Source organism: Brevundimonas sp. KH_060, assembly GCF_057838275.1.
The window spans coordinates 2,841,264-2,867,035 of record NZ_CM174463.1; the positions used below are offsets into that span (position 1 = coordinate 2,841,264).

Here is a 25,772-nt window from a genome sequence, read left to right on the forward strand (position 1 = left end):
CGCTGCGGTTGCAGATTACTTCTCTGTAATTGCGAATGAGTCGTTTGAGCGCGGATCGCCGAACGGGTAAGTAGCGTGGCTATGCCCGCGACGCCGGACAGAAGGTTGGCGCGCGCCTGACTGTACGCTCAACCTCCCAGGATATCCGCACGTGGCGACCTCTCGACGCTTTCCGGCCCGACTGACCTCCGCCATGGCTGTGGCCTTGGCCGCCAGCCTGACCCTGGCCGCCTGTGGCGGACACGGAGATGAAAAGGACAAGAAGGAAGGCGCCTCGCGCCAGACCGTCAGCGCAGCGACCGCGATCTCGGTCGCCCTGCCCCGCACCGTGGTCGCCTCGGGCACCGTCTCGGCCTGGGAAGAAGTGCCGGTCGGCGCCGAGACCGGCGGGCTGACGGCGACGACCCTCTATGTCGACGAAGGCTCCTATGTCCGCCAGGGCCAGCCGCTGGTGCAGATGAACGACGTCCTGTTGCGCGCCCAAGTGCGCCAGCAGCAGGCGGCCGTACAGACGGCCGAGGCCAACGTCGCCCGCGACGACGCCGCCTTGGCCCGCGCGCAGGAGCTGAAGACGCGCGGCTTCCTGAGCCAGGCGTCGCTGGACACGGCCCTGGCCAACCAGCGCGCCTCGGCGGCCAATCTGGCCTCGGCCCAGGCCGCCCTGGCCGAGACCCAGACCCGCCTGTCGCAGGCCACCATCCGCGCGCCCGTCAGCGGCCTGATCATCAGCCGCAGCGTGACCAAGGGCCAGATCATCAGCGCCGAGGCCGAACTGTTCCGCATGGTGCGCGACGGCCGTCTGGAGCTGGACGCCCAGGTGCCGGAAACCGAACTGCCCCTGATCCAGGCCGGACAGAGCGCGGCCGTCACCTCCAGCCAGGCCGGATCGACCACCGGCACGGTCCGCATCGTCACGCCCGAGGTCAACGCCCAGACCCGTCTGGGCCTGGCGCGCATCAGCCTGGCCCCCGGCAGCGCGCTGAAACCCGGCATGTTCGCCCGCGCCGCCATTGAGGCGGGCACGCGCCCGGCCACGGTGGTGCCGACCGACGCCGTCCTCTATCGCAGCAACAAGTCGGGCGTGTTCGTGCTGAACGCCGACTCCTCCGTGCGGTTCGTTGCGGTGACGGTGCTGTCGCGGCGCGACGACCAGACCTCAGTCGAAGGGCTGAACGCGGGCGCCCGCGTCGTGGTGGCCGGCGCCGGCTTCCTGAACGACGGCGACAAGGTGACGGTGGCCGCGCCGCGCGCCGCCGCGCCGGCTGCGGCTCCGGCCGCCGCCCCCGCTTCAGCGCCCGCCAAGAAATAAGGCCCGGCCATGAATCAGATTTCCGCCTGGGCGATCAAGAACCCCATCCCCATCATCCTGCTGTTCCTGCTGCTGACGCTGGGCGGCGTGACCGGCTTCGCCGGGATGCGGATCAACAACAACCCCGACATCGACTTCCCCCTGGTCGCGGTCACGGCCGCGCGCCCCGGCGCCGCCCCGACCGAGATGGAGGTGCAGGTCACGCGGGTGATCGAGGATTCGATCGCCGGCCTGTCGGGCGTGCGCCACATCTATTCCAACGTCTCGGACGGGGTGTCCTCGACCACCATCGAGTTCGAGCTGGGCACCGACACCGAACGCGCCACCAACGACGTCCGTAACGCCATGAGCGGGGTGCGCGCCAGCCTGCCCCAGGACATGCAGGAGCCGACGGTCCAGCGCATCGACATCACCGGCGACGCCCTGATCACCTATGTCGTGCGCTCGGAGACGATGACGCCCGAACAGATCAGCTGGTTCATCGACAATGAGATGAGCCGCGCCCTGCTGGCGCTGGGCGGCGTCGGCGAGGTCAACCGTTCGGGCGGGGTGGATCGCGAAATCCGCGTCGAACTGGACCCGCAGCGGCTCAGCGCCTACGGCGTGACGGCGGCCCAGGTCAGCCAGGCCCTGACCAACGTCAACAACAACCTGCCGGGCGGGCGCGTCACCATCGCCGGGTCCGAGCGCGCCGTGCGCACCCTGGGCGCCGCCGGTTCGGTCGAACAGTTGCGCGAGACCCTGGTGCCCGTCGGCGACGGCAAGAACGTGCGCCTGGGCGATCTGGGCGCGGTGGTCGACAAGTGGAGCGAGCCGCGTCGCCTGGCCCGCTACAACGGCCAGGAGGCCGTGACCTTCAACTTCCTGCGCTCGCGCGAGGCCAGCGAGGTCAAGGTCTCGGAAAAGGTTCGCGCCGAGGTCGAGAAGATCGACGAGGCCCACCCCGAACTGACCATCGAACAGGTCACCTCGAGCGTGAAATACATCGAGGAATCCTACCTCGCCTCGCTGGAGGCGCTGATCCTGGGCGCGGTCCTGGCGGTCATCGTGGTGTGGATCTTCCTGCGCGACTGGCGGGCGACCCTGATCGCGGCGACGGCCATGCCGATGTCGCTGATCCCGACCTTCGCCATCCTGGGGCCGATGGACCAGTCGCTGAATGTGGTGACGCTGCTGGCCCTGTCACTGACGATCGGCATCCTGGTCGACGACGCCATCGTGGAGATCGAGAACATCGTCCGCCACATGCGCGACGGCAAGCCGCCCTATGACGCCGCCTTCGAGGCCGCCGACGAGATCGGCCTGGCGGTGGTGGCGACGACCGGCACCATCATCGCCGTGTTCGCGCCCGTCGGCTTCATGCCCGGCATCATCGGCCAGTTCTTCAAGGCCTTCGCCCTGGCCGCCTGCATCAGCGTCTTCTTCTCGCTGGTGGTGGCGCGTCTGCTGACGCCGCTGATGGCGGCCTATATGCTCAAGCACACCCACCATGAGGACAAGGATCCCTTCTGGATGGCGGGCTATCTGCGCTCGCTGAAGTGGTGCTTGCGCCATCGCTGGATCGTCTTCGTGATGGGCGGCGCCTTCCTGTTCGGCTCGATCTTCCTGTCGGTTGCGGCCAAGATGTCGTTCGAGTTCATGTCGCCCGCCGACGAAGGCCGCGCGGCCTTCCAGATCGAACTGCCGCCCGGCTCCACCCTGCATCAGACCGACGTCGTGGTGCAGCAGGTCACACAGACGCTGAACGCCCGGCCGGAGGTCACTTCGGTCTACGCCGCCATCGGCGGACAGTCGGTGAACCAGGCCAACATCTACGCCGACATGGTGCCCAAGGGTAAGCGCGAGCTGAGCCAGCAGGCCTTCGCTCGCGTCATGGTCGATGAGCTGAAGCAGATCCCCGGCGCCCGCATCCGCGCCGGCATCGCCCAGCAGGGCGGCGGACCGGGCGACGGCACCAGCTACACCTTCTCCATCCTGGGCGACGATCCCGTCGTGCTGGAAGCCGCAGCCCGCAAGGTCGAGGAGGAGATGCGCGCGGTGCCGGGCCTGGCCAACATCGTCAACACCGCCGCCATCGCCCGGCCGGAAATCCTGGTCACGCCGCGCCCGGATGAAGCCGCGCTGCTGGGCGTCTCGGCGGGGGCCATCTCCCAGGCCGTGCGCGTCGCCACCATCGGCGACATCGACCAGAATCTGCCGAAGTATAATCTGGGCGATCGCCAGATCCCCATTCGCCTGCAACTGACCGAGGCCGCGCGCGAGGATCTGAACGTGCTGGAGACCCTGCGCGTGCCGACCGCCTCGGGGGCCGCCGTGCCGCTGAGCGCTGTGGCCGACATCGAGTTCGGCGCCGGCCCGGCCACGGTCAGCCGTCAGGACCGCTCGCGCATCGCCTCCATCTCGGCCGAGCTGGACGGCATCACCACCGGCGCAGCGGGCCAGGCGGTCAACCGCCTGCCCTCGGTGAAGGAACTGCCGACGGGCGTGCGCCAGGTGCCCGCCGGGGACGCCGAGTTCATCCAGGAGATGCTGGTGGGCTTCGGCATCGCCTTCCTGTCGGGCATTCTGCTGATGTACGCCGTGCTGACCCTGCTGTTCAAAAGCTTCGCCTATCCGATCACCATCATGGCGGCCCTGCCCCTGGCCATCGGCGGCGCCTTCATCGCCCTGGTGATCGCGGGCAAGAGCTTCTCCATGTCGGCCCTGATCGGGGTGCTGATGCTGATGGGGATCGCGGCCAAGAACTCCATCCTGCTGGTCGACTACATCATCATGGCCGAGAAGAGCGGGCTGAGCCGTTTCGACGCCATCATGGACGCCGCCCACAAGCGGGCGCGGCCGATCCTGATGACCACCTTCGCCATGGGTGCGGGCATGGTGCCCATCGCCATCGGCTGGGGCGCCGACGTGGAGTTCCGCTCGCCCATGGCCGTGGCCGTGGTCGGGGGGCTGATCTCCTCGACCTTCCTGTCGCTGCTCTACATCCCGGCGGTGTTCACCATCATCGACGACATCGCCGGGTTCGGGCGGCGCCTGCTGAACCGGATGTTCGCCGGACAGCGGAAGCTTGCTGGAGAGAGCCGCACCCCGGCGGAATGAGACGGCGGTCGCGCTGAAAGATGAAGCCCCCGGCCGCATGGCCGGGGGCTTTTTCCATGTGCGTGCCCTCTCCCGATGGGAGAGGGCTTGAGCCTCCAAGAGCGAAGCGATTGGCTAAGGCGAAAGGGTGAGGATTCGCGATCGCCGGTTGAGACAAAGCCATCGCGCCACGGCTGACGCCGACTGACATCTTAACCCCTCACCCTTTCGCGCAAGAACGATCGCTGCGCTCTCGTGCGCTCAAGCCCTCTCCCACCGGGAGAGGGAAACTCAGCCCCAAACGCAAAAGGCGGGCCGGATCGCTCCGGCCCGCCTCTTTCATTTTCAGACGCCCCGCTGGATCAGTAGCGGACGCGCAGGGTCACGCCGTAGGTGCGCGGCTGGCCCATGAAGGCGTTGTAGGTCTGGGTGTCCAGCGCCGGATTGTAGAAGGTGCCGTTCGGCTGGACCGTGGTCTGGAAGGCCGCGCCCTGCAGCGGGGCGTTGATGGCCACCTGCATATACTCCTCGTCCGTCAGGTTCTGGCCCCAGATGTCCAGCGCCCAGTTCTCGTCTTCCGCGCCCAGGGTGATGCGGCCGTTCAACAGGGTCATGGCGTCCTGCATCTTATAGGGCAGCAGGTCGGAGCCGGTGTTGAACTCGGTCGAGTATTTGGCCGACAGGTTCAGGCCCAGCTTCAGCCCGGCGCCGATCGAACGATCGAAGGCCATGGAGGCCGTGGCCGACCATTCCGGCGCGAACGAGGCGCGGGCGCCCGGCAGCAGGGACAGCTGCGGGAAGTTGGCCGGGTTGGTCAGGTCCGAAGCGACGAAGTTCCCGTACTTGGTGTCGGCGTAGGTTACGCCGCCCGAGAAGGACAGGCCCTCGACCGGGGTGAACCAGACGAAGTCGGCGTCGACGCCCTCGGTCGTGACCTCGGGGATGGACTCGACCACGAAGGCCGTGCCCAGGAAGGTGTTAAGCTGGAAATCCTCGAACTTCTGATTGAAGTAGGTGAGGTTCAGCAGCACCGAGCGGTTGAACAGGGTGTTCTTCAGCCCGATTTCATAGCTGTTGACCGTCTCGGACGGGAAGTAGAGCGACGACGTCGGCGTCACCCCCGCCTGCACCCGGTCCATGTTGTAGCCGAACGACTTGTAGCCGTGGGCGTAGGAGGCGTAGCCCATGATGCTGTCGTTGAAACGATAGCTGCCCTTGATCGTGCCCGAGAATTCGCCGCCGTTGTTCGATTCCGAGATGCGGCGATTGTCGAACTGGGGGTTGGCCCAGGGCAGGCAGATGGTGCCGACCAGGGTCGAGGCCAGGGCCTGGATCTGGGCGGGCGTCAGCGTGGGGTTAGCGATGCCGATGGCGCCGCCGATAGCGCCGGCGTTGCCCAGGGCGCCGCCGCAGGCCGCGCCGTTCGTGCCCACATTGTCCTGAACGCCGATCAGGCGCTTGTGGTCATTCGAGTAACGCAGACCCAGGGTGACATCGAACTTGTCGGTCAGCTTCACCGTGTTGTTGGTGAAGAAGGCGATGGATTCCGTCCGCTGGCTGTAGTGGTCCTTCACGCCCTGGCCGACGCCGAAGCCCGGCCCCGTCGGAGCGGTCGCCCCGGTCAGGCATCCGACGATGCCCATCGGCGTCGCGCCTGCCCCGGTGACGCAGTTCACAGCCGCCGGATTGGTCAGGTTCAGTCGCGACCCCAGCAGCAGCGACATATAGGGGGTGTAGCCCGCGCCATACCAATAGCTGTCCTCACGGGCGATGCTTTCGCGCGTCAGGAAGGCGCCGACCAGCCAGTCCAGGCGGTCGGTGGCGCCCGCCAGGCGGAACTCCTGAGTCAGGTTCTCAAGCTCGAAGCCGTAGCCGCCGTCATCCTGGCGGTACAGCAGATCGGCCGTGGTGTAGTCGAGGTCCATGCCGTTGACGCCCGACCAGTTCCGCCAGGAGCTGAGCGAGGTGAAGGTGGCGTTCCACGACGGGATGTCGATATTGGCCTCGGCCGAGAAGCCCATGTCCTCCATTTCCTGCCCGGTGCCGCGGTTGGCGTAGGCCTTGCGCGAGAAGGGCAGAGCGCCGAAGCCCGGCGCGGGCGCCGCCTGCTGGCCGCCGATGGCCGTGATGATGCCGTAGGTCGGGCCGGTGCGGACCTGGGTCGAGACGCAGCAGTATTCGTCACGCTTGGAGTAGTCGGCGATCAGGCGGATCGACACATCGTCCGACGGCAGGATCAGCAGTTGGCCGCGGGCGGTCCAGAAATCCTGGTTCTGGTCGTCCGTCTCCTGACGCGGGCCAGGGCCGGTGACGACGTCATAGAAGCCGTCGCGCTCGCGCTTGGCCATGTAGAGGCGGCCGGCGATCTGATCGGTGATCGGGCCGGTGATCGACCCGGCCAGGCCCCAGGCGTTGAAGTTGCCGTAGGTGGCCTCGGCGCTGAAGCCCGGCGTGAAGGACGGCGCCTCGGTGATGATGTTGATGACGCCCGCCGAGGTGTTCTTGCCGAACAGGGTGCCCTGCGGCCCCTTCAGCACCTCGATGCGGCTGAGTTCGCCCAGGTCGCCGAAGCCGACGCCGTTGCGCGAACGGTAGACGCCGTCGATGACCACGCCGACCGAGCTTTCCAGGCCGGGGTTGTCGCCAACGGTGCCGACGCCGCGGATGCGGGCGGTGGTGGCGGTTTCCGACTGGGTCGAGGTGACGGTCATGCCCGGCGTCAGGATCTGAAGATCCTTGATGTCGCGGACTCCGGCGCCGTCCAGCGCCTCTTGCGACAGGGTCGTCACCACGATCGGCACGTCCTGCAGGCTCTGTTCCCGCTTCTGGGCGGTGACGATGATGTCGTCGACCGTCGTCGGTCCATCCTGAGCGGCGGCGGCGCCGACAAGACCGAAAGCTGCGACGCCGACAACGGCGACCGAAGCGGTGCAGCGGAGGATGTGGTTCAAACGCATAAGGCGGCTCCCCGACTCTATGGGCCCGACCGCATTCGCGGCCGTGCGCGATTCCTGTCCCTGATGACCCGCGTTCATTGATCGACGCGAATTCTCATTCAAAAGGGGTAGTCTATGGTCGAGTCACCGACAAGGAGAGGCCACTTAGGGAACGATAATTTCACCCAAGCCCGCCTCACCTGTGGCGATAAAGCGACAAATATACTGACGTTAGGTCAATGTTATCGTCGATCAGGTAGCCGAAGCGACTGATTTCGCATCGCGTCTTTTCTTTCGACCGGCCTCGGCGAGCGCCAGAATCGTCGCCGCCATGACAGCCGACAGCACCGATCCGCCGATGACGCCCAGCTTGACTTCGATCTGTTCGGGCGAGTCCACCGCGCCGGGGAAGGCCAGGACGCCGATGAACAGGCTCATGGTGAAGCCGATGCCGCACAGCAGGCTGACGCCGTAGAGCTGCATCCAGCCCGCGCCCGACGGCTTGTCGCCCAGGCCCAGCTTCACCGCCAGCCAGGCGACGCCGAAGACGCCGATCTGCTTGCCGACGAAGAGGCCGAGCGCGATGGCGATGACCAGGGGCGCGAAGGCCTGCTCCAGCGACAGGCCGGCGAAGGACACGCCCGCCTTGGCGAAGGCGAACAGGGGCAGGACCAGATAGGCCACATAAGGGTGCAGGTCATGCATGGCGTCCTTGAGCGGGCTCTGCGAGGTCTCGCGGCGCGGCTCGACCGGCACGATCAGGGCGAAGGCCACAGCGGTCAGGGAGGTGGACAGGCCCGACTGCACCGTCAGATACCAGACGGCGCCGAAGCCCAGCACCCAGAAGGCGGCGGCCATGCGGCGACGGCCCAGGACGGCGAACAGGGCGATGACGCCCAGAGCCGCCAGCAGCGGAACCCACTGGACGCCCTGACTGAACAGGACGGCGATCAGGGCGATGGCGCCCAGGTCGTCGACGATGGCCAAAGTCAGCAGGAAGACGCGCAGGGAGGACGGCAGGCTGCGCCCGACCACGGCGAAGACGGCCAGGGCGAAGGCGATGTCGGTGGCCAGGGGAATGGGCCAGCCCTGCGTCGGCCCGCCCAGCGCCCCGACCACGCCCAGATAGACCAGGCCCGGAATCGCCATGCCGCCGAGCGCCGCCAGGATGGGCAGGGCCAGCTTCTTGGGATTGCTCAACTCGCCCTTGAGGATCTCGTATTTGATCTCCAGGCCGACGACGAGGAAGAAGACGGCCATCAGGCCTTCCTTGATCCAGTCGGACACCGTCTCCTCCAGCCGCAGCGGGCCGATCTGGACGGCGTGGACGCTCTTGAGCCAGGCGAAATAGTCGGCCGACCACGGCGAGTTGGCGACGATCAGGGCGGCGACGGCGGCGAGGCCGAGGACGGCCCCGGAACCGGCCTCGGTCTTGAGGAAGGCGAGCGTGAATTTTCTGGCCACGAAGGTCTCCGAAACAATGAGATGGTCTGTCGTGGCGTCAGGTTATCGACGGACGCCGGACCGGATTCGCGCGCAGGGCGGCGCCGGCCTGGCCTCAGGATGGGATCACGCGAGACCTGATGTCTGCGGCTGAAAATACGGATCGGCGGCGAAGGTTCAAGCCTGATCGGCCCGATCGGCCTCGCGGTTGCGAAATGCGCAGCGAAGGCGCATCTGCCGCCCATGCCCGTCTCCCCCGCCTATCGCCCCGAACCCCGCTTCTTCGACCTGGGCGCCGACTACGGCGACGCCGTGAAGGCGGCCGAGTTTCCGCAGACGATCCTGCGCCTGCGCAACGACCGGGCGGCGGCCGAGGTCGGGCTGGAGACATTGAGCGACGCCGAGTGGCTGGCCCATTTCAGCCGGTTCGAGCCCCTGCCCGGCCAGCCCGGCCCCACGGCCATGCGCTATCACGGCCACCAGTTCCGCGTTTACAACCCCGACATCGGCGACGGGCGCGGGTTTCTGGCCGCGCAGATGCGGGAAACCCCTCAAGCCGCCTTGCTCCGCGAGCAAGGCGATAGGGACACTCAAAACCCCCGCCTTCTCGACCTGGGCACAAAAGGCTCAGGCCAGACGCCGTGGTCGCGTCATGCGGACGGGCGGCTGACGCTGAAGGGCGGGATGCGCGAGGCGCTGGCGGCGGCCATGCTGGACAGCCTGGGCGTGCCGACCTGCCGGATCCTGTCGCTGATCGAGACTGGCGAGAACCTGGAGCGGCACGACGAGCCGTCGCCGACGCGCGCCGCCGTCATGGTGCGGCTGTCGCACAGCCACATCCGGTTCGGGACGTTCCAGCGCGCCGCCTATCATGGACGCAAGGACCAGATCGAAACGCTGATGGAGCACGCCCGCAGCCTGTACCATCCGGCGGTCGCGCCGGGCGATGCGGCAGGCTTTCTCACCGCCGTGGTCGAGGCCTCGGCGGCGCTGACGGCGAAATGGATCGCGGCGGGCTTCGTCCACGGGGTGCTGAACACCGACAATCTGAACGTCACGGGCGAGAGCTTCGACTACGGCCCGTGGCGCTTCCTGCCGCACTATGAGCCGGGCTTCACCGCCGCCTATTTCGACCAGAACGGCCTCTACGCCTTCGCCCGTCAGCCCGAGGCGGTGTTCTGGAATCTGACTCAGTTGGCGGGCTGCCTGAAGCTGATCGCCGACGCCGAGCCGCAGGTCGCGATCCTGACCGAGGCGCTGAACGGTTTCGGCCCGGCCTATATCCGCCACCTGCGGGCCGCCTTCCTGAACCGGCTGGGCGTGCAGAGTCTGGGCGAAGCGGCGGATCAACGACTGCTGGACGCCACCCTGGCGCTGGCGCGCGAAAAGAAGGAGGCCCTGCGCTGGGAGCCGATCTTCTTCGACTGGTTCGGCGGCTTCAGCTCGGCGGCGCGGGCGCTGGGCGGGGTGCGCGGCAAGACCTATCAGGGCGAGGCCTTCGACGCCTTCCGCTTCGCCTTGATGGAGCATGAGCCGGATCGGCCCGAGCGGCTGGAGCATCCCATGTTCGCCGCCCCCGAACCCGAAGAGATGCTGATCGACGAGGTCGAGGCCCTGTGGAGCGCCATCGACACGGCCGACGACTGGGCGCCTCTGCAGGCCAAACTGGCCCGGCTGGAGGCGGCGAAAGCCGCCTGGAGCCTCTAAGTCATCAATTGATGTCATCAAGCGTTGACTCGAGGCCCGCCCAGGCTTAGAGGCGGATGATCCCGGCTGGTTTCAGACAATGGGTTACGAGGAATTGTGGTTTCAGCCCTGCTGTCGCCACGTCGTTTTCCGACCGTGATCACAGATTGTTTCGCCCGCTTGCAAATCGGACCCTAGCAACTGATCTTGTGTCTGTTGCAAAATAACGGTTACGGCCATGACGACGACCACCTTGAACTCCCACCAGGCGCGCGCCCGCGCTGACTATCTGAACATCACGCTGTGGACCTTCCAGGGCTGGATCGCGATGTTCTTCATCGCCGCCGGCTACGCCAAGCTGTCCGAGCCGATGGAGAACCTGATCGTCCTGATGCAGTGGCCGGCCATGGCCAGCGAAGCCTTCGTGCGCGGCTTGGGCCTCGCCGAGATCGTGCTGGCCGTCATGGTTCTGGCGCCGCTGGTCTCGTGGCGGTTCGGCCGCCCCCTGCTGCTGACGGCGGCGGCGGGCCTGCTGGTCCTGGAAGCGATCGCCCTGGGCGTCCACGCCTTCGGCCTGGACCTGGGCCTGAGCCTGACCAACGTCTTCCTGCTGGCCGTCACGGCGCCGGTGCTGTGGTTGCGCCGCCGCTGAGCCGACGCGCCTTCCAGAGATTTTGCGGGTCCGCTTCTCCCCCTCCCCCCTGAGGGCCCGCAAATATAAAGGCCGCGACCCGTCCCCGGTCGCGGCCTTTTCTATTGTCCGTCAGACGCCCTAACCCGCCCGTTCACAACTTCGTAGCCCGACGCGCGAAAAGCTTCCCTTTACGTCCGCGTCAAGTTATGAAGCCGTCATGCCGATTGCTGACGAACATCGCACCTACTCCATCCGGCAGCTGTGCCGCGAGTTCGGCGCGACCGCGCGCGCGCTGCGTTTCTATGAAGACAAGGGCCTGCTGACGCCGTCGCGCAAGGGCCAGACCCGCGTCTATGGCCCGCGCGACCGCGCCCGACTGAAGCTGATCATGCGCGGCCGGCGCATCGGCTTCACCCTGATCGAGATCCAGGAGATGCTGGATCTGTATGATCAGAAGGACCACAATGTCCATCAGATGGCCATCGCCCTGCCGCGCCATCGCGCCCGCATCGCGGCGCTGCGGCAACAGCTCGAGGACATCGAAGGCGCCATCGAGACGGCCGAGGCCGCCTGCGCCTGGATGGAGTCCAAGCTGACGGAACACCGTCCCGATCTTCTGCCGGGCGCAGAGGCCTACGCCAGCCTGCTGAGCGAACGCCTCAACGATCCCGACGACCACTTCCTGACCTTCAAAGCGAGAGCCTGATCCCATGAGCTACAAGGCGCCCGTCCGCGACCTGTCCTTCGTCCTGCATGACGTTCTGCAGGTCGAGAACTACGGCAACCAGCTTCCCGACGCCGACCTGTCGCGCGACCTGATCGACCAGATCGTCGAGGAAGGCGGCAAGTTCGCCGAAGAGGTCATCGCCCCGATCAACCGCATCGGCGACCAGGAAGGCTGCCACATCACGGGCGACGTGGTGACGACGCCCAAGGGCTGGAAAGAAGCCTATCACCAGATGGTCGAGGCCGGCTGGCCCTCGCTGGGCTTCAGCACCGAGTTCGGCGGTCAGGGGATGCCCTCGGTCGTGTCGAGCGCGGTGGGTCAGTTCACCGCCGCCGCCAGCGCCGCCTTCTCCATGTATCCGGGCCTGACCAGCGGCGCCTTCCACGGCATCGAGGCCAGCGCCTCGGACGAGATCAAGCAGAAGTATCTGCCCAAGATGGCGTCGGGCGAATGGACCGGCACCATGAACCTGACGGAACCGCAGTGCGGCACCGACCTGGGCATGGTCCGCACCAAGGCCGTGCCGAACGGCGACGGCAGCTACTCGATCACCGGCCAGAAGATCTGGATCTCGGCGGGCGAGCATGACTTCGCCGACAACATCATCCACACGGTGCTGGCCCGCGTCGAAGGCGCGGTTCCGGGCATCAAGGGCCTGAGCCTGTTCGTGGTGCCGAAGTTCCTGGTGAATGAGGACGGTTCGCTGGGCGAGCGCAACGGCGTGGCCTGCGCCGGTCTCGAGCACAAGATGGGCATCCACGGCAACGCCACCGCCGTCATGGCCTATGAGAACGCCAAGGGCTGGCTGATCGGCGAAGAAGGCCGCGGCATGAACAACATGTTCGTGGTCATGAACGAGGCCCGTCTGGGCACCGGCCTGCAAGGGCTGGCCATCGGCGACGCCGCCTATCAGGCCGCCGTCGAGTTCGCCAACGACCGCCTGCAAGGGCGCAGCCTGACCGGACCGAAGAACCCGGACGGCCCGGCCGACCCGATCATGGTCCACCCGGACGTGCGCCGGATGCTGCTGGAAGCCAAGGCCTTCGTCGAAGGCGGCCGCGCCTTCATCCTGTGGACCGCCCTGCAGGCCGACCTGCAGAAGGCCGCCGACGAAGCCGTCGCCACCAAGGCCAAGGACTACATGGGCCTGATCACGCCGGTGCTGAAGGCCTATCTGACCGACAAGGGCTTCCACGTCGCCTCGCTGGCGATGCAGGTCCACGGCGGTTCGGGCTACACCGAACACTTCCCCGCCTCGCAGTATCTGCGCGATGCGCGGATCACCATGATCTATGAAGGCACCAATGGCATCCAGGCGCTGGATCTGGTCGGCCGCAAGCTGCCCGCCAACGGCGGCCGCGCCATCATGAGCTGGTTCGCCGACATCGACGCCTTCGTCGGCGAGAACGGCGAGGACGAGGCGATCAAGCCCTTCGTCGAGGGCCTGGCCGACGCCAAGAAGAAGCTGCAGGAGGCCACCATGTGGCTGATGCAGAACGGCATGGCGAACCCGGACAATGCGGCGGCGGCCTCGACCGACTATCTGCACATCTTCGGCCTGACGGCCTACGCCTTCCTGTGGGCCCAGATGGCCAAGGCGGCGCAGGCCAAGATCGCCGCCGGGGACGCCGATCCCTACTACGCCAACAAGCTGATGACCGGCCGCTACTTCGTCGAGCGCATCCTGCCCGACGCCGGGGCGCACCTGAAGAAGCTGAAGTCCGGCGCCGAGGTGCTGATGCAGATGCCCGCCGAGGCGTTCTGAGCATAAGACTCGCGATCTCCTCCCCATCCCTGATGGGGAGGTGGATCGTCGGCGAAGCCGACGAGACGGAGGGGCTCTTTCCGTTGCTCGACAGTAAACCCTTGCGGTGGCCGTAGCCCCTCCACCGCTTCGCGGTCCCCCTCCCCATCAGGGATGGGGAGGAGAGGAAATCCATGAACGTGCTAGGCAGCCCCGAACCCGACTTCATGAAGGAAGAGGAGATCGTTCTCTTCTCCGACTCCGTCGCCAAATGGATCGACGAGCACGCTCCGCAAGAGAAGTTCCAGCAGTGGATCGCCGAGTCCTCGGTGCCGCGCGGCCTGTGGAACGCGGCGGGCGAGGCCGGCCTGCTGGGCCTGTCGCTGCCGGAAGAGGACGGCGGTTTCGGCGGCGACTATCGCCACGAAGTGGTGCTGATGCGCCAGTTGGGCTGGAAGGGCGCGGACCACTTCGGCATCAGCCTGCACAACGCCATCGTCATGCCCTACATCTGGCACTACGGCACGGCCGAGCAGAAGGCGCGCTGGCTGCCGCGCCTGCAGTCGGGCGAACTGGTCGGCGCTATCGCCATGACCGAGCCGGGCGCGGGCTCCGACCTGCAGGGGGTGAAGACCACCGCCGTCAAACAGGGCGACCACTATATCCTGAACGGCTCCAAGACCTTCATCACCAACGGCCAGCTGGCCAACTTCATCATCGTCGTCGCCAAGACCGACCCGGCCGAAGGCGCCAAGGGCACCAGCCTGATCTGCCTCGAAACCGACGGGGCCGAAGGCTTTGAGCGCGGCCGCAACCTGCACAAGATCGGCATGGAGGCGAACGACACCTCCGAGCTGTTCTTCAATGACGTGAAGGTGCCGCTGGAGAACGTCATTGGCGACACCGAGGGACAGGGCTTCGTCCAGCTGATGCAGCAGCTGCCGCAGGAGCGGCTGAACATCGCCGTTCAGGGCGTCGCCGCCGCCGAGCGCGGGCTTCAGGCGACGCTGGCCTACGTCAAGGAGCGCAAGGCCTTCGGCAAGCGCGTCATCGACTTCCAGAACACCCAGTTCAAGCTGGCCGAGATCAAGACCAAGCTGACCGTGGCCAAGGTCTTCGTCGACCATTGCATTGCTCTGCACCTGAAGGGCCAGCTGGACGCCGCCACGGCCTCCATGGCCAAATACTGGGTGACGGACATTCAGGGCGAGACCATCGATGAGATGCTGCAGCTCTTCGGCGGCTACGGCTATATGACCGAATATCCGATCGCCCAGCTGTACAAGGACGCCCGCGTCCAGCGCATCTACGGCGGCACGAACGAGATCATGAAGCTGTTGATCGCGCGGACGCTGTAATCAGCGCAGCAGCAGGGCGCCCGCGATCAAGGCGCCTGAGATGACAATCGATGCGGCGATCCACCGCCCGGCCGAGATGATCGACCGGGCGGTTTCCTTGTCCGGCGCCGGGCTGGCGACCGGCTCGGCCGTCAGGCGGCGGGAGGCGGCGCGGATCAGGCGGGGCAGGTCGTCGCTGGCCGCCGACAGGTCCAGCAGGGCGGCGATCAGGCGGTTGCGCAGGGCCTCCGGGCTGCGGCTGGAGAAGAGGGCGCGGCTCCAGGCGCCCTTCATCGTCTGGACCAGATCGAAGTCGGGATCGACGCGCGACAGCACGCCCTCGATCGTCACCAGCGCCTTGAGGATCAGCACCAGATCGGGCGGGGCCGCCACCCGCTCCTGACGCATCAGCCCCATCAGGTCGGCGACGATGGCGGGCAGGTCGACCGCGCCCTGACCGTGGCGGGCGATCAGCCGTTCGGCCCCGGCGGTCAGGCTGGTGCGCGAGACGTCCGCCCCCTCGGTCCAGTCGGCCAGCACCTCGGCCATGCGGGCGCCGTCGCCGGCGGCCAGCGACTGGACGAAGCTGATCAGCTCAGCGCGGCGGCGCGGGGTGACGGTCCCGACCATGCCGAAGTCCAGCAGCCCCACCCGGTCGCCGGGCAGGCCGCGCAGGTTGCCGGGGTGCGGATCGGCGTGAAAGCGGCCGTTGACCAGCACCATGTCCAGCACGGCCTCGGCGCCGACGCGGGCCAGCCGGCGCGGGTCGACGCCGGCCGCCCTCAGCCGCGCGGCGTCTATGGGCGGAACGCCGTCGAGATAGTCCTGCACCAGCACGCTGTCGGTCGTGTGCTGCCAGTAAACGACAGGGATGACGACATCGCGGTTACGGGCGAAGTCGGCGGCGAAGCGGTCGACGTTGCGGCCCTCGGTGGTGAAGTCCAGCTCGTCCAGCATGGCCTCGGTCAGCTGGGCGATGAGGGCGCGCGGGCGATAGCGGGCGATCTCGGCGCTGGACTGTTCGGCGCGGCGGGCCAGTTCGGCGATCAGGCGCAGGTCGGCCTCGACGCGCGGGCGCACGCCGGGGCGGCGGATCTTGACCACCACCTCGGTCCCGTCATGCAGGGCGGCGCGGTGCACCTGGGCGATGGAGGCGGCGGCCAGCGGCGCCGTGTCGAAACGGGCGAAGACCTGTTCCGGCGGCCCGCCCAGGGCGGCCTCGACCTCGGGCCGCAGCCCCTCGAAATCGAGGGTGGGGCCGGCGCTCTGAAGCTGTTCGAACTCGACGATCCAGTCGGCGGGCAGCAGGTCCGAGCGGGTGGACAGGATCTGGCCCAGCTTGACGAAGGTAGGGCCCAGCGCCTCGAGCGCCTGACGTGTGCGACGCGGCAGCGGCTCCGGCCCATCGGCATGGGCCTCGCCGCCGCCGAGGCCGAGACGCAGCAGCACGGCCTCAAGCCCGAAGCGGGCCGCGACGCCGGAAATCTCGGCCAGACGTTTTCGATCGCGCGCCGCTACGGCCAAGGTTGTGAACATGAGAGGCCAACGCGGGGTAAGCTCGCCGCGTTCCCGTCAGGCTGAAGTTGGTCGTCTTCATGAAAGCGCGATATGCAGACGCCATGATCCGTCTTTACGTTCAGGGCGACCTCGCCCCCGGCGCCGCCCTGGCGCCCACGCTCGACCAGTCGCGCTATCTGACGCAGGTGATGCGGTTGAAGGCGGGCGACGAACTGCTGGTCTTCAACGGCCGCGACGGCGAGTGGCGCGTCAGCGTCGCCGAGGTGCTGAAGAAGGGCGTCATCCTGCGCGCCGAGGAGCAGACCCGGCCGCAGGTCTATGGCCCCGATCTGGAGCTGATCGTCGCCGTGGTGAAGAAGGCCCGCGTCGAGACCATCGTCGAGAAGGCCGCCGAACTGGGCGCCAAGCGGGTGCGGCTGGTGCTGACCCAGCGCACCAACGCCGACCGCCTGCGGCTGGACCGGCTGGACGCCATCGCCGAGGAGGCCGCCGAGCAGACCGGGCGCCTGGACGTGCCGGTGGTGGATGATCCGGTGAAGCTGGACGCCCTGCTGGACGGCTGGGAGGACGGGCGGCGGCTGATGTTCTGTGATGAGACGGGCGGCGCGCCGGCGGTGTCCGCTCTGACCGGCCCGGGCGAGGGCCAATGGGCCATACTGATCGGGCCGGAGGGCGGGTTTTCGCCCGAGGAAGGCGAGCGGTTGCGGTCCCTGCCCTTCACCACCGCCGTCTCGCTGGGGCCGCGCATCCTGCGGGCCGACACCGCCGCCATCGCCGCCATGACCCTGTGGCAGGCGGCCGTCGGCGACTGGGATCGCTAGAAGTTTCCGCCGCACCCCTTGAGCATGGCCGTCGGCTGGCCCATCTAGCCGCGACAGCAGAGGTTACAGATGTCCGACACGGCGCCCCTTTCCAGAGACCAGCTGATCCACGCCATGTCGAAGGGCGAGAAGCCCCGCGACCAGTGGCGCATCGGCGCCGAGCACGAGAAGTTCGGCTTCGACAAATCGACCCTGCGCCGCCCCGCCTATGAGGGCGAGAACGGCATCCTGGCGATGCTGACGGGCCTGCAACGCTTCGGCTGGGCGCCGGTCGAAGAAGCCGGCCATGTCATCGCCCTGGAGCGCAGGAACGCCGAGGGCTTCAGCGCCTCGATCAGTCTGGAGCCGGGCGGACAGTTCGAACTGTCGGGCGCGCCGCTAAAGGACATCCACGACATCTGCAACGAGACCGGCCAGCACCTGATGGAGGTCAAGCAGGTCGCGGATCAGCTGAATCTGGGCTTCCTGGGGCTGGGCTTCGACCCGATGTGGCGGCGTGAGGACATCCCCGTCATGCCCAAGGGCCGCTATGACATCATGCGCGCCTACATGCCCAAGAAGGGCACGCTGGGCCTAGACATGATGCTGCGCACCTGCACCATCCAGGCGAACCTCGACTTCGACAGCGAAGCCGACATGGTGCTGAAATTCCGGACTTCGCTGGCGCTGCAACCCATCGCCACGGCCCTGTTCGCCAACAGCCCCTTCACCGAGGGCAAGCCGAACGGCTTCCTGTCGGCGCGCGCCAACGTCTGGACCGACACCGACCCGGACCGCACGGGCATGCTGGACTTCGTCTTCCAGGACGGGTTCGGCTACGAACGCTACGCCGACTACGCCCTCGACACCCCGATGTATTTCGCCAAGCGCGGCGAGACCTATGTCGACCTATCGGGCCAGTCGTTCCGCGCCTTCATGGAGGGCAAGCTGGACGCCCTGCCGGGCGATCGCGCCACGGCGAAGGACTGGGCCGACCACCTGACCACCCTGTTCCCCGAGGTGCGGCTGAAACAGTATCTGGAGATGCGCGGCGCCGACGGCGGGCCGTGGAGCCGCATCTGCGCCCTGCCCGCCCTGTGGGCCGGAATCCTGTATGACGCGCCGTCGCTGGCGGCGGCCTGGGACCTGTGCAAGGACTGGGACATCGAGGACCATGAACGCCTGCGCCGCGACGTGACGCGGCTGGGCCTCAAGGCTGAGGTCAACGGCCGCAGCGTGCGCGACATCGCCGTCGACATGGTGACCATCGCCAAACAGGGCCTCAAGAACCGCGCCCGCTTCAGCGGCGGCATGGTGGACGAGCGCGGCTACATCACCGAGCTGGAAGACATCGCCGACAGCGGCGTGACCTCGGCCGATCGGCTGCTGGAGCTCTACAACGGCGAATGGGGCGGCGATCTCAGCCGCGTCTATCGCGACATGGCCTATTGAAGCTCTCCTGAAACGCGAGCCGCAAGGCGCCCTTAACCGGCAGGCGCTAGGATGAGGTCCAGCCTGCCTTCAGGACCGCGCCTCAGGACCGCCCATGCCCTTCACTCCGGCCGCCGCCCCTTCCTCGACGGGACAGCCGCAGCCGCCGCCTGACGCCGGGGTCGATCTGGCGACCTTCTTCGACGTGTCCCTGGACCTGTTGGTGATCCGCGACCTGGAGGGGCGGATCGTGCGGGTCAGCGCCTCCTGGGCCTCGACCCTGGGCTATCAGCCCGAGGAGCTGGTCGGCCTGGCCATACTGACCCTGGTCCACCCCGACGATCTGCCCGGCACCCTGGGCAGCGTGACCGAAGTCGAGACTCGCCGCCCCGGCGATCCCGTGCTGGGCCACGTCAACCGCTATCGCCACAAGGACGGCCGCTACGTCACCCTGGAATGGCGGGCGCAGAAGTTCGGCGACCGCATCTACGCCGTGGCCCGCGACGTGACGGCCAAGGTGGCTGCGGAGCGCGCCCTGGTCGAGGCCAAGGCTGCGGCCGAGGCCGCCAGCCGCGCCAAGTCCGACTTCCTGGCCAATATGAGCCATGAGATCCGCACGCCGCTGAACGGGGTCATCGGCGTCATCGACGCCCTGGCGCGTACGCCGCTGTCGCCCCAGCAGGCCGAAATGGTCGAGCTGGTCCGCAGTTCGGGCGTGACCCTGGAGCGGCTGGTCACGGACATACTGGACGTGTCGCGCATCGAATCCGGGCGCATGACGCTGGAAGTCCGTCCCTTCGATCTGGACGACGCCTTGATCCCGGCCATCGCTCCCCTGCGCGGCCTGGCCGAAGCGAAGGGGCTGACCTTCCGCCTCGAGCGCGCCGAGACCGCGTGCGGCGTCTTCAACGGCGACGTGGTGCGGATCCGCCAGATCCTGAGCAATCTGCTGTCCAACGCCGTCAAATTCACCGCGCAAGGCCAGGTCTCAGCCCATATCGACCTGCTGGACAGGGGCGACGGCGACGCCCTGCTGACGCTGGAGGTGCGCGACAGCGGCATCGGCTTCGGCGCTGACCATGCGGCGCAGTTGTTCCAGCGGTTCAGCCAGGCCGACGCCTCCATCACCCGGCGCTTCGGCGGGGCCGGGCTGGGCCTGTCCATCTGCCATGCCCTGGCCGAGATGATGGGCGGGCGCATCGAGGCCGAGTCGGTCCTGGGCGAAGGCAGCCGCTTCCGGGTCGAACTGCCGCTGGCGCGCATCGCCTCCCTGGCCGAGTTCGATGCGGCCTATGACGAGGAAGCGACGTCAGACGCACCGTCTTGCGGCGTCCGTCCCCGCATCCTGCTGGCCGAGGATCATCCGATCAATCAGCGGGTCGTGCAGCTGATCCTGGGCGACAGCGTCGAGCTGACCCTGGTCGAGAACGGCGAGCAGGCCGTGGCCGCCTTCACCGCCGAGCGGTTCGACCTGGTGCTGATGGACATGCAGATGCCGGTGATGGACGGGCTGAGCGCCACGCGCGCCCTGCGCGATGTCGAGGACGCCGATCCGATGCGTCCGCGCGCGCCGGTCATCATGCTGAGCGCCAACGCCATGGCCGAGCATCAGGAACAGGCCGCCCAGGCGGGCGCCGACCTGCATCTGGCCAAGCCCGTCACGGCCGAGGCCCTGACCGGCGCCGTCCGCCGGGCGCTGGGCCGCCGCGCGGTCTAGCTCAGCCAGCCGGCGATCATGGCCCGCAGCGGGTTGGCGGGGTCGGACAGCAGCCGCGCGGTCATGGCCAGGGAGATGACCACCAGCAGGGGGCGGATCAGCCGCGGCCCGAAACGCATGGCCGCGTGCGACCCCAGGCGGCCGCCGATGAACTGGCCCACCGCCATGATCCCTGCCAGCGCCCAGACCACATGGCCGCCCACGGCCAGGACGACGATGCCGACGACGTTGCTCATCAGGTTCAGCGCCTTGGTGTGGGCCGTCGCCCGCGTCAGCCCCATGCCCAGCAGCATGACGAGGCTCAGCGCGAAGAACGACCCCGTCCCCGGCCCGAAGAAGCCGTCATAGAAGCCGATCCCGCCCGCCACGAAGGCGTAGGCCAAGGGCGTCAGCCGGGCGTGGGCGTCCTCGTCCGCCGCCTTGGGGCCGAACAGGAAATAGAGGGCGATGCCGACCAGCAGCACCGGCAGCAGGATCATCAGCCAGCGCGTGTCGACCAGGGTGACGGCGAAGGCCCCCAGCCCCGCCCCGACCGCCACCAGGGCCATCGGCCAGCGGATCAGGCGAAAATCCACGCGACCTTTTCGCCAGAAATTCCACAGGGCGCTGGCCGTGCCGACGCTGCCCTGAACCTTGTTGGTGGCGATGGCGGCGACCGGGTTCAGCCCCACCGACAGCAGGGCCGGCAGCGAGATCAGCCCCCCGCCCCCGGCGATGGCGTCGATGAAGCCGGCGATCACCGACGCGACGCCCAACAGGACGATGATCTCAGGCGTCAATTCAAACACGCGCGCAGCACTCCGGTCAGGCTGGCGCTATAGACCCCGCCACCGTCTTTCACCACAGCTCAGGTCCGCTTGACGCGAGCCGCCGCCTCGCGTTCATGGAATCCTATTCGGCCTTGCCGATCCGAAAGGTGATGTTCGATGAAGAAGACGGTGGTCATAGGATTTCCCATGGGGATCGCCATCGGCGTCATTTTCGGCGCTCTGATCGACAACATGGCGATCGGTATTCTGCTGGGTCTGGCGCTCGGCTTCGGCGTCATCAAGTCCGGCGGCGGCAAACAGGCGGACCACGACGGCCGCACCGCCTCGGGATCCAGCATTGTGGACGAGAAAGCGCCCACGCCCTAAGCGAGGCGGCGGGGGACAGCATGAGCGCATTCGAATTCTTCTTCAGCTTCTATGGCCTGGTGCTAGGCCTGTCGGTGGCGGTGATCGCTACTGGCGTCGCGCGCGCCTTCAAGCACCGCAAGACCGTGCCCGTCGGCTGGAAGACGCCCATGCTGGCCGCCTTTGTCGCCCTGGACATCGCCACCTTCTGGGACGCGGCCTGGACCAATTTCAGCACCGCCCCCTACAGCTATGGCCTGCTGATCGCAGGCCTGGTCGTAGCCACGGTCTATTTCGTCGCCACCAGCCTGATCTTCCCCGAGCCCGATGACACGGTGCAGAATCTGGACGTCCACTTCTGGGCCAACAAGCGAGCGATCATGCTGCTGCTGGTTCTGGCCAACCTGATGATGTTGATCGGAGCGGTGTGGATGAGCATGGCGAGGGGCGGCGGCCTGGAGGTAGCCGTCAGCTACAGCTTCAACCTGGTCATCTACCTGGTCCTTGTCATCCCCGCGGCCCTGACCCGCCGGGCCTGGCTGTTCGCGCTAACCGTCGGCCTGCACATCGCACTCTATCTGTTTCTGGCCGGCCTCAGCATAGTGAACCCCGCCCGGATGGCCGCCGCCGCGGCCGGCGTGTCCTGACGCCAAGCGTGGTTGCTCGCCTGTCCACTCCGGGTGCATGAAGAAGCGCGCGTTTACGGAGACTTCGCCATGACAGGGTCCATCCATATCGGCGTCGGCGGCTGGACCTTCGAGCCGTGGCGGGGGGTCTTCTATCCCGAGGGACTGGTCCAGAAGCGGGAGCTGGAGTTCGCCAGCCGGGCGCTGACCTCCATCGAGATCAACGGCACCTATTATTCGACCTTCAAGCCCGACAGCTGGATGAAGTGGCGCGACGAGACGCCCGACGGCTTCGTCTTTTCGGTCAAAGCCAGCCGCTACTGCACCAATAGAAAGATTCTATCCGACGGCGCCGAGAGCTTCGAACGGTTCCTGTCGCAGGGGCTGACGGTGCTGGGCGACAAGCTGGGACCGATCAACTGGCAGTTCATGGGGACGAAGAAGTTCGATCCCGAGGACTTCGAGGGCTTCCTCAAGCTGTTGCCGAAGGAGAAGGACGGCGTGCGGCTGCGGCATGCGCTGGAGGTGCGCAATCCGACCTTCGCCACCGAACAGTTCTATGATCTGGCGCGGAAGTACGGCGCAGCCATCGTCTATGCGGTAGACGATGAGGAGCCGACCTGGCCGCAGATCGACGAAGAAACATCTGACTTTAGATATGCGCGGCTGATGTCCAGCCGCGAGGACGAGCCGACGGGCATGACCTCGGACGAGCTGGACGCCGTGGCGCGGCAGACCCGCGGCTGGGCCGAGCGCGGCGACGTCTTCGCCTACTTCATCTCGGGAGCCAAGGTGCGGAACCCGGCGGCGGCCCAGGCGCTGATCGCCAAGCTGAAGGACTGAACGCCATGCCCATCGCCACCCGCGCCTTCGCCGCGACCGCCGCCGACCAGCCGCTGAGCCCCTACAGCTTCGAGCGCCGCGATCCGGGGCCGGACGACGTCGCCATCGCGATCAAATACTGCGGCGTCTGCCACTCGGACCTGCATGTGGCGAAGAACGACCTGGGCGGGACGCGCTATCCCATCGTGCCGGGCCATGAGATCGCCGGGGTGGTGACGGCGGTCGGCGCGAACGTCACGCGCTTCAAGCAAGGCGACCGCGTCGGCGTCGGCTGCATGGTCGACAGCTGCCGGACCTGTTCAGCCTGCCGCGAGGGGCTGGAGCAGTATTGCGAGCCGGGCATGACCCAGACCTACGGCTCGCGCGATCCGAAGGGCGCAGGCGTAGGCCAGACCATCACCCAGGGCGGCTATTCCGACCGCATCACGGTGGATCAGGCCTTCGTGCTGAAGATACCCGATAGTCTGCCGCTGGACGCGGCGGCGCCCCTGCTGTGCGCGGGCGTGACCACCTGGTCGCCGCTGAAGACCTGGGGCGTGGGGCCGGGGTCGAAGGTGGCGGTGATCGGCCTGGGCGGGCTGGGCCATATGGCGGTCAAACTGGCCGCCGCCCTGGGCGCCGAGGTGACGGTTCTGTCGACCTCGGACCGCAAGAAGGCCGACGCCGAACGGATGGGCGCGAAGCATTTCCTGATCAATTCGGACGCCGACGCCATGAAGGCGGCCGCCGAAAAGTTCGACCTGATCATCAACACCGTCTCGGCCACGCATGAGATCGCCAGCCACGTCAATCTGCTGGCGCGCGACGGGACCATGGTCATGCTGGGGCTGACGACGGAGGGACTGCCGGTCTTCGCCATGCCCTTGCTGTGGCGGCGCCGGCGCATCGCCGGTTCGCTGATCGGCGGGATTCGCGAGACGCAGGAGATGCTCGACTTCTGCGGCGAACACGGGATCGTGTGCGATATTGAAGTGATCGCCCCCGACCAGATCAACCAAGCTTATGAACGGATGGAGCGGTCGGACGTGCGCTACCGCTTCGTCATCGACATGGGCCGTATGGCCGCGACGGCATAACCCTGTCTTCTCGTTCGCCGCCAGCCGCGCTAAGGCTGTCAGCAAGGGAGACGGACGGCGTCGCGACCATGACGACCGCCGCACAGGACAGGGAGACGTCATGACGCGTACCGCATTCGTCACCGGGGGCACCCGGGGCATCGGCAAGGCGATCGTTCAACGACTGAAGGAAGACGGGCTGCAGGTCGCCGCCGGTTATTCCGGCAACACCGAGGCCGCAGAGGCCACCGCCCGCGAACTGGGCGTTATGGTGGTGAAGGGCAACGTCGGCTCGTTCGAGGACTGCGCTCGCGCGGTGCAGGAAGTCGAGGCGCAGTTGGGCCCCATCGACGTCCTGGTGAACAACGCCGGCATCACGCGCGACGGCTTCTTCCACAAGATGAGCGCGGATCAGTGGTCCGACGTCATCCGCGTCAACATGGACAGCGTGTTCAACATGACGCGCCAGGTCATCAACGGCATGCGCGACCGGGGCTTCGGTCGCATCGTCAACATCTCCTCGATCAACGGCCAGAAGGGTCAGATCGGCCAGACCAACTATTCCGCCGCCAAGGCCGGGATGATCGGCTTCACCAAGGCGCTGGCGCTGGAGAATGCGCGCAAGGGCGTGACCGTCAACTGCATCGCGCCCGGCTATATCGACACCGAAATGGTCGGCGCCATGGACCAGAAGGTTCTGGACGCCATCGTGGCCCAGATCCCCGTCGGCCGCCTGGGCAAGGGCGAGGAGATCGCCGACATGGTGTCCTGGCTGTCGGGCGAGCGTGCCGGATATGTCACAGGGTGCACGCTCTCGCTCAACGGCGGGCAGTACCTGGTTGGATAAGCCGCGTTCGCCCAAAATCCGCCGTTCGCGCGTATCACCTCTGAAAACATGAAGACTGCGGTCGAAGTCGTGGCGGAGAAACCGCCTTTCTTCGCCGTCGCAACGCCCAGCGCAGCGACGGGCGCGGGCGTGCGCCTGCTCCAGGCCACCGGGTTGGCGCTGGCCTTCGCCTGCCTGGCGGGCGCCGTCGAAGCCGAAGCCCAGACCCGCTCGAACGTGCAGTCCGAACAGAGCCGCGTCATCCGCGACCAATCGGTCATCCGCACCACCCCGCCGCCGGGGCGCTATGTCTCCGAGGCGGGCCAGACCTTCATTCTGGACCGGGCGGGGTCGCTGACCCTGCTGCGGTTCGAACGCTCGACCGAGACCTGGGCGCTGCGTCCGTCCTCGGCGCCGCGCGGCGACACCATCTATCGCAACGATGCGGGCGATCAGGTGCTGCGCGTCACCACCGGCGGCGGCATCACCGTCTATACGACGCGCGCGCCCGGCGGCTCGCCGGTCAGCCTGGCCGGGCCGCCGGTCAGCCTGGAGCCGCCCTCCCTCGGCCCGGTGCAGATGTTCAACCTGATGACCCGGCGCAGCAGCCTGGTCTCGGAGGCCATGGGCCGCCTGGTCCGCATCAACGTCTTCGGCGAGGAGTCCGAGGCCCTGTGCATCGAGGCCCTGATCGTCACCACCGACGCCGTGGTCCGCATCGCCCGCTCGCCCAGCGCCCGCCCCTTCCTGGATCGGCTTCGCAGCATCACCGTGGTCGAGGGCCAGCGCGCGAGCGTGACCTATTCCAGCGGCGACCTGCGCGTCGTGGTCGACCCCCGGCGCGGCATCGCCGGCCGCCCTTCGTCCGCGCGCGTCATCCGGGCCGTCATCCCGCAGGACTGACGATGGACCAAAGGTCCGACCCGCGCCATCTGCCCTTTCGCGTC

20 protein-coding genes are annotated in these 25,772 nt (G+C 67.4%); 16 read left to right on the forward strand and 4 right to left on the reverse strand.

What is annotated here, in order from left to right:
- Positions 1 to 151 precede the first annotated feature (151 nt).
- Positions 152 to 1,309 carry an efflux RND transporter periplasmic adaptor subunit gene (locus AC3IPP_RS14100; RefSeq protein WP_256968142.1) on the forward strand — a complete coding sequence of 386 codons (1,158 nt, stop codon included), beginning with the start codon at positions 152 to 154 and terminating at the stop codon, positions 1,307 to 1,309.
- Between the two features lie 9 nt (positions 1,310 to 1,318).
- Positions 1,319 to 4,408: an efflux RND transporter permease subunit gene (locus AC3IPP_RS14105; RefSeq protein WP_489149425.1), complete on the forward strand. Its 3,090-nt coding sequence runs from the start codon at positions 1,319 to 1,321 to the stop codon at positions 4,406 to 4,408.
- Positions 4,409 to 4,749: 341 nt separating this feature from the next.
- Here the strand turns inward: AC3IPP_RS14105 and AC3IPP_RS14110 are convergent, their stop codons facing one another.
- Complete coding sequence (locus AC3IPP_RS14110) at positions 4,750 to 7,344, reverse strand: TonB-dependent receptor (protein ID WP_489149426.1); 2,595 nt, start codon at positions 7,342 to 7,344, stop codon at positions 4,750 to 4,752.
- Positions 7,345 to 7,575: 231 nt separating this feature from the next.
- A complete protein-coding gene (gene nhaA / locus AC3IPP_RS14115; protein WP_087140358.1) occupies positions 7,576 to 8,787 on the reverse strand; it encodes a Na+/H+ antiporter NhaA in 1,212 nt (403 codons plus the stop codon).
- Positions 8,788 to 9,009: 222 nt separating this feature from the next.
- On the opposite strand from nhaA, the gene AC3IPP_RS14120 reads away from it, so the two are divergent.
- The 5 genes from AC3IPP_RS14120 to AC3IPP_RS14140 all read left to right on the forward strand — a co-directional run bounded on the left by AC3IPP_RS14120 (position 9,010) and on the right by AC3IPP_RS14140 (position 14,915).
- Positions 9,010 to 10,473 carry a protein adenylyltransferase SelO family protein gene (locus AC3IPP_RS14120; protein WP_489149427.1) on the forward strand — a complete coding sequence of 488 codons (1,464 nt, stop codon included), beginning with the start codon at positions 9,010 to 9,012 and terminating at the stop codon, positions 10,471 to 10,473.
- Positions 10,474 to 10,690: 217 nt separating this feature from the next.
- The gene (locus AC3IPP_RS14125) at positions 10,691 to 11,104 is read left to right on the forward strand and encodes a DoxX family protein (protein WP_087140360.1); all 414 of its coding nucleotides are present in this window, start codon (positions 10,691 to 10,693) and stop codon (positions 11,102 to 11,104) included.
- A gap of 199 nt (positions 11,105 to 11,303) precedes the next feature.
- Positions 11,304 to 11,792: a MerR family transcriptional regulator gene (locus tag AC3IPP_RS14130; RefSeq protein WP_087140361.1), complete on the forward strand. Its 489-nt coding sequence runs from the start codon at positions 11,304 to 11,306 to the stop codon at positions 11,790 to 11,792.
- Between the two features lie 4 nt (positions 11,793 to 11,796).
- Complete coding sequence (locus tag AC3IPP_RS14135; RefSeq protein WP_489149428.1) at positions 11,797 to 13,578, forward strand: acyl-CoA dehydrogenase C-terminal domain-containing protein; 1,782 nt, start codon at positions 11,797 to 11,799, stop codon at positions 13,576 to 13,578.
- A 173-nt stretch (positions 13,579 to 13,751) separates the two neighbouring features.
- On the forward strand, positions 13,752 to 14,915 hold the full coding sequence (locus AC3IPP_RS14140; RefSeq protein ID WP_489149429.1) for an acyl-CoA dehydrogenase family protein: 1,164 nt from the start codon (positions 13,752 to 13,754) through the stop codon (positions 14,913 to 14,915).
- Here the strand turns inward: AC3IPP_RS14140 and AC3IPP_RS14145 are convergent, their stop codons facing one another.
- Positions 14,916 to 16,430 carry an ABC1 kinase family protein gene (locus AC3IPP_RS14145; protein WP_489149430.1) on the reverse strand — a complete coding sequence of 505 codons (1,515 nt, stop codon included), beginning with the start codon at positions 16,428 to 16,430 and terminating at the stop codon, positions 14,916 to 14,918.
- A gap of 83 nt (positions 16,431 to 16,513) precedes the next feature.
- Between AC3IPP_RS14145 and AC3IPP_RS14150 the strand changes: the two genes are divergently transcribed.
- The 3 genes from AC3IPP_RS14150 (at position 16,514) to AC3IPP_RS14160 (ending at position 20,360) form a co-directional block, all read left to right on the forward strand.
- The gene (locus AC3IPP_RS14150; RefSeq protein WP_489149431.1) at positions 16,514 to 17,233 is read left to right on the forward strand and encodes a 16S rRNA (uracil(1498)-N(3))-methyltransferase; all 720 of its coding nucleotides are present in this window, start codon (positions 16,514 to 16,516) and stop codon (positions 17,231 to 17,233) included.
- A gap of 69 nt (positions 17,234 to 17,302) precedes the next feature.
- Complete coding sequence (locus AC3IPP_RS14155) at positions 17,303 to 18,664, forward strand: glutamate--cysteine ligase (protein ID WP_489149432.1); 1,362 nt, start codon at positions 17,303 to 17,305, stop codon at positions 18,662 to 18,664.
- Positions 18,665 to 18,758: 94 nt separating this feature from the next.
- The gene (locus AC3IPP_RS14160; RefSeq protein ID WP_489149433.1) at positions 18,759 to 20,360 is read left to right on the forward strand and encodes an ATP-binding protein; all 1,602 of its coding nucleotides are present in this window, start codon (positions 18,759 to 18,761) and stop codon (positions 20,358 to 20,360) included.
- Here AC3IPP_RS14160 and AC3IPP_RS14165 read toward each other — a convergent pair.
- The gene (locus AC3IPP_RS14165) at positions 20,357 to 21,148 is read right to left on the reverse strand and encodes a TSUP family transporter (RefSeq protein ID WP_489149434.1); all 792 of its coding nucleotides are present in this window, start codon (positions 21,146 to 21,148) and stop codon (positions 20,357 to 20,359) included. The two genes, AC3IPP_RS14160 and AC3IPP_RS14165, sit on opposite strands and share 4 nt — an antisense overlap.
- 138 nt (positions 21,149 to 21,286) lie before the next feature.
- Here AC3IPP_RS14165 and AC3IPP_RS14170 point away from each other — a divergent pair, with 138 nt between their 5' ends.
- The 6 genes from AC3IPP_RS14170 (at position 21,287) to AC3IPP_RS14195 (ending at position 25,728) form a co-directional block, all read left to right on the forward strand.
- On the forward strand, positions 21,287 to 21,496 hold the full coding sequence (locus AC3IPP_RS14170; RefSeq protein WP_489149435.1) for a hypothetical protein: 210 nt from the start codon (positions 21,287 to 21,289) through the stop codon (positions 21,494 to 21,496).
- 20 nt (positions 21,497 to 21,516) lie between these two features.
- Positions 21,517 to 22,122 (forward strand): hypothetical protein, encoded by a 606-nt coding sequence (locus tag AC3IPP_RS14175; RefSeq protein WP_489149436.1) that lies wholly within the window; start codon positions 21,517 to 21,519, stop codon positions 22,120 to 22,122.
- Positions 22,123 to 22,191: 69 nt separating this feature from the next.
- Complete coding sequence (locus tag AC3IPP_RS14180) at positions 22,192 to 22,944, forward strand: DUF72 domain-containing protein (protein ID WP_489149437.1); 753 nt, start codon at positions 22,192 to 22,194, stop codon at positions 22,942 to 22,944.
- Between the two features lie 5 nt (positions 22,945 to 22,949).
- On the forward strand, positions 22,950 to 24,020 hold the full coding sequence (locus AC3IPP_RS14185) for an NAD(P)-dependent alcohol dehydrogenase (RefSeq protein ID WP_489149438.1): 1,071 nt from the start codon (positions 22,950 to 22,952) through the stop codon (positions 24,018 to 24,020).
- Positions 24,021 to 24,120: 100 nt separating this feature from the next.
- Positions 24,121 to 24,846 carry an acetoacetyl-CoA reductase gene (gene phbB / locus AC3IPP_RS14190; RefSeq protein WP_489149439.1) on the forward strand — a complete coding sequence of 242 codons (726 nt, stop codon included), beginning with the start codon at positions 24,121 to 24,123 and terminating at the stop codon, positions 24,844 to 24,846.
- Positions 24,847 to 24,894: 48 nt separating this feature from the next.
- Complete coding sequence (locus tag AC3IPP_RS14195; RefSeq protein WP_087140371.1) at positions 24,895 to 25,728, forward strand: DUF4908 domain-containing protein; 834 nt, start codon at positions 24,895 to 24,897, stop codon at positions 25,726 to 25,728.
- Positions 25,729 to 25,772 lie beyond the last annotated feature (44 nt).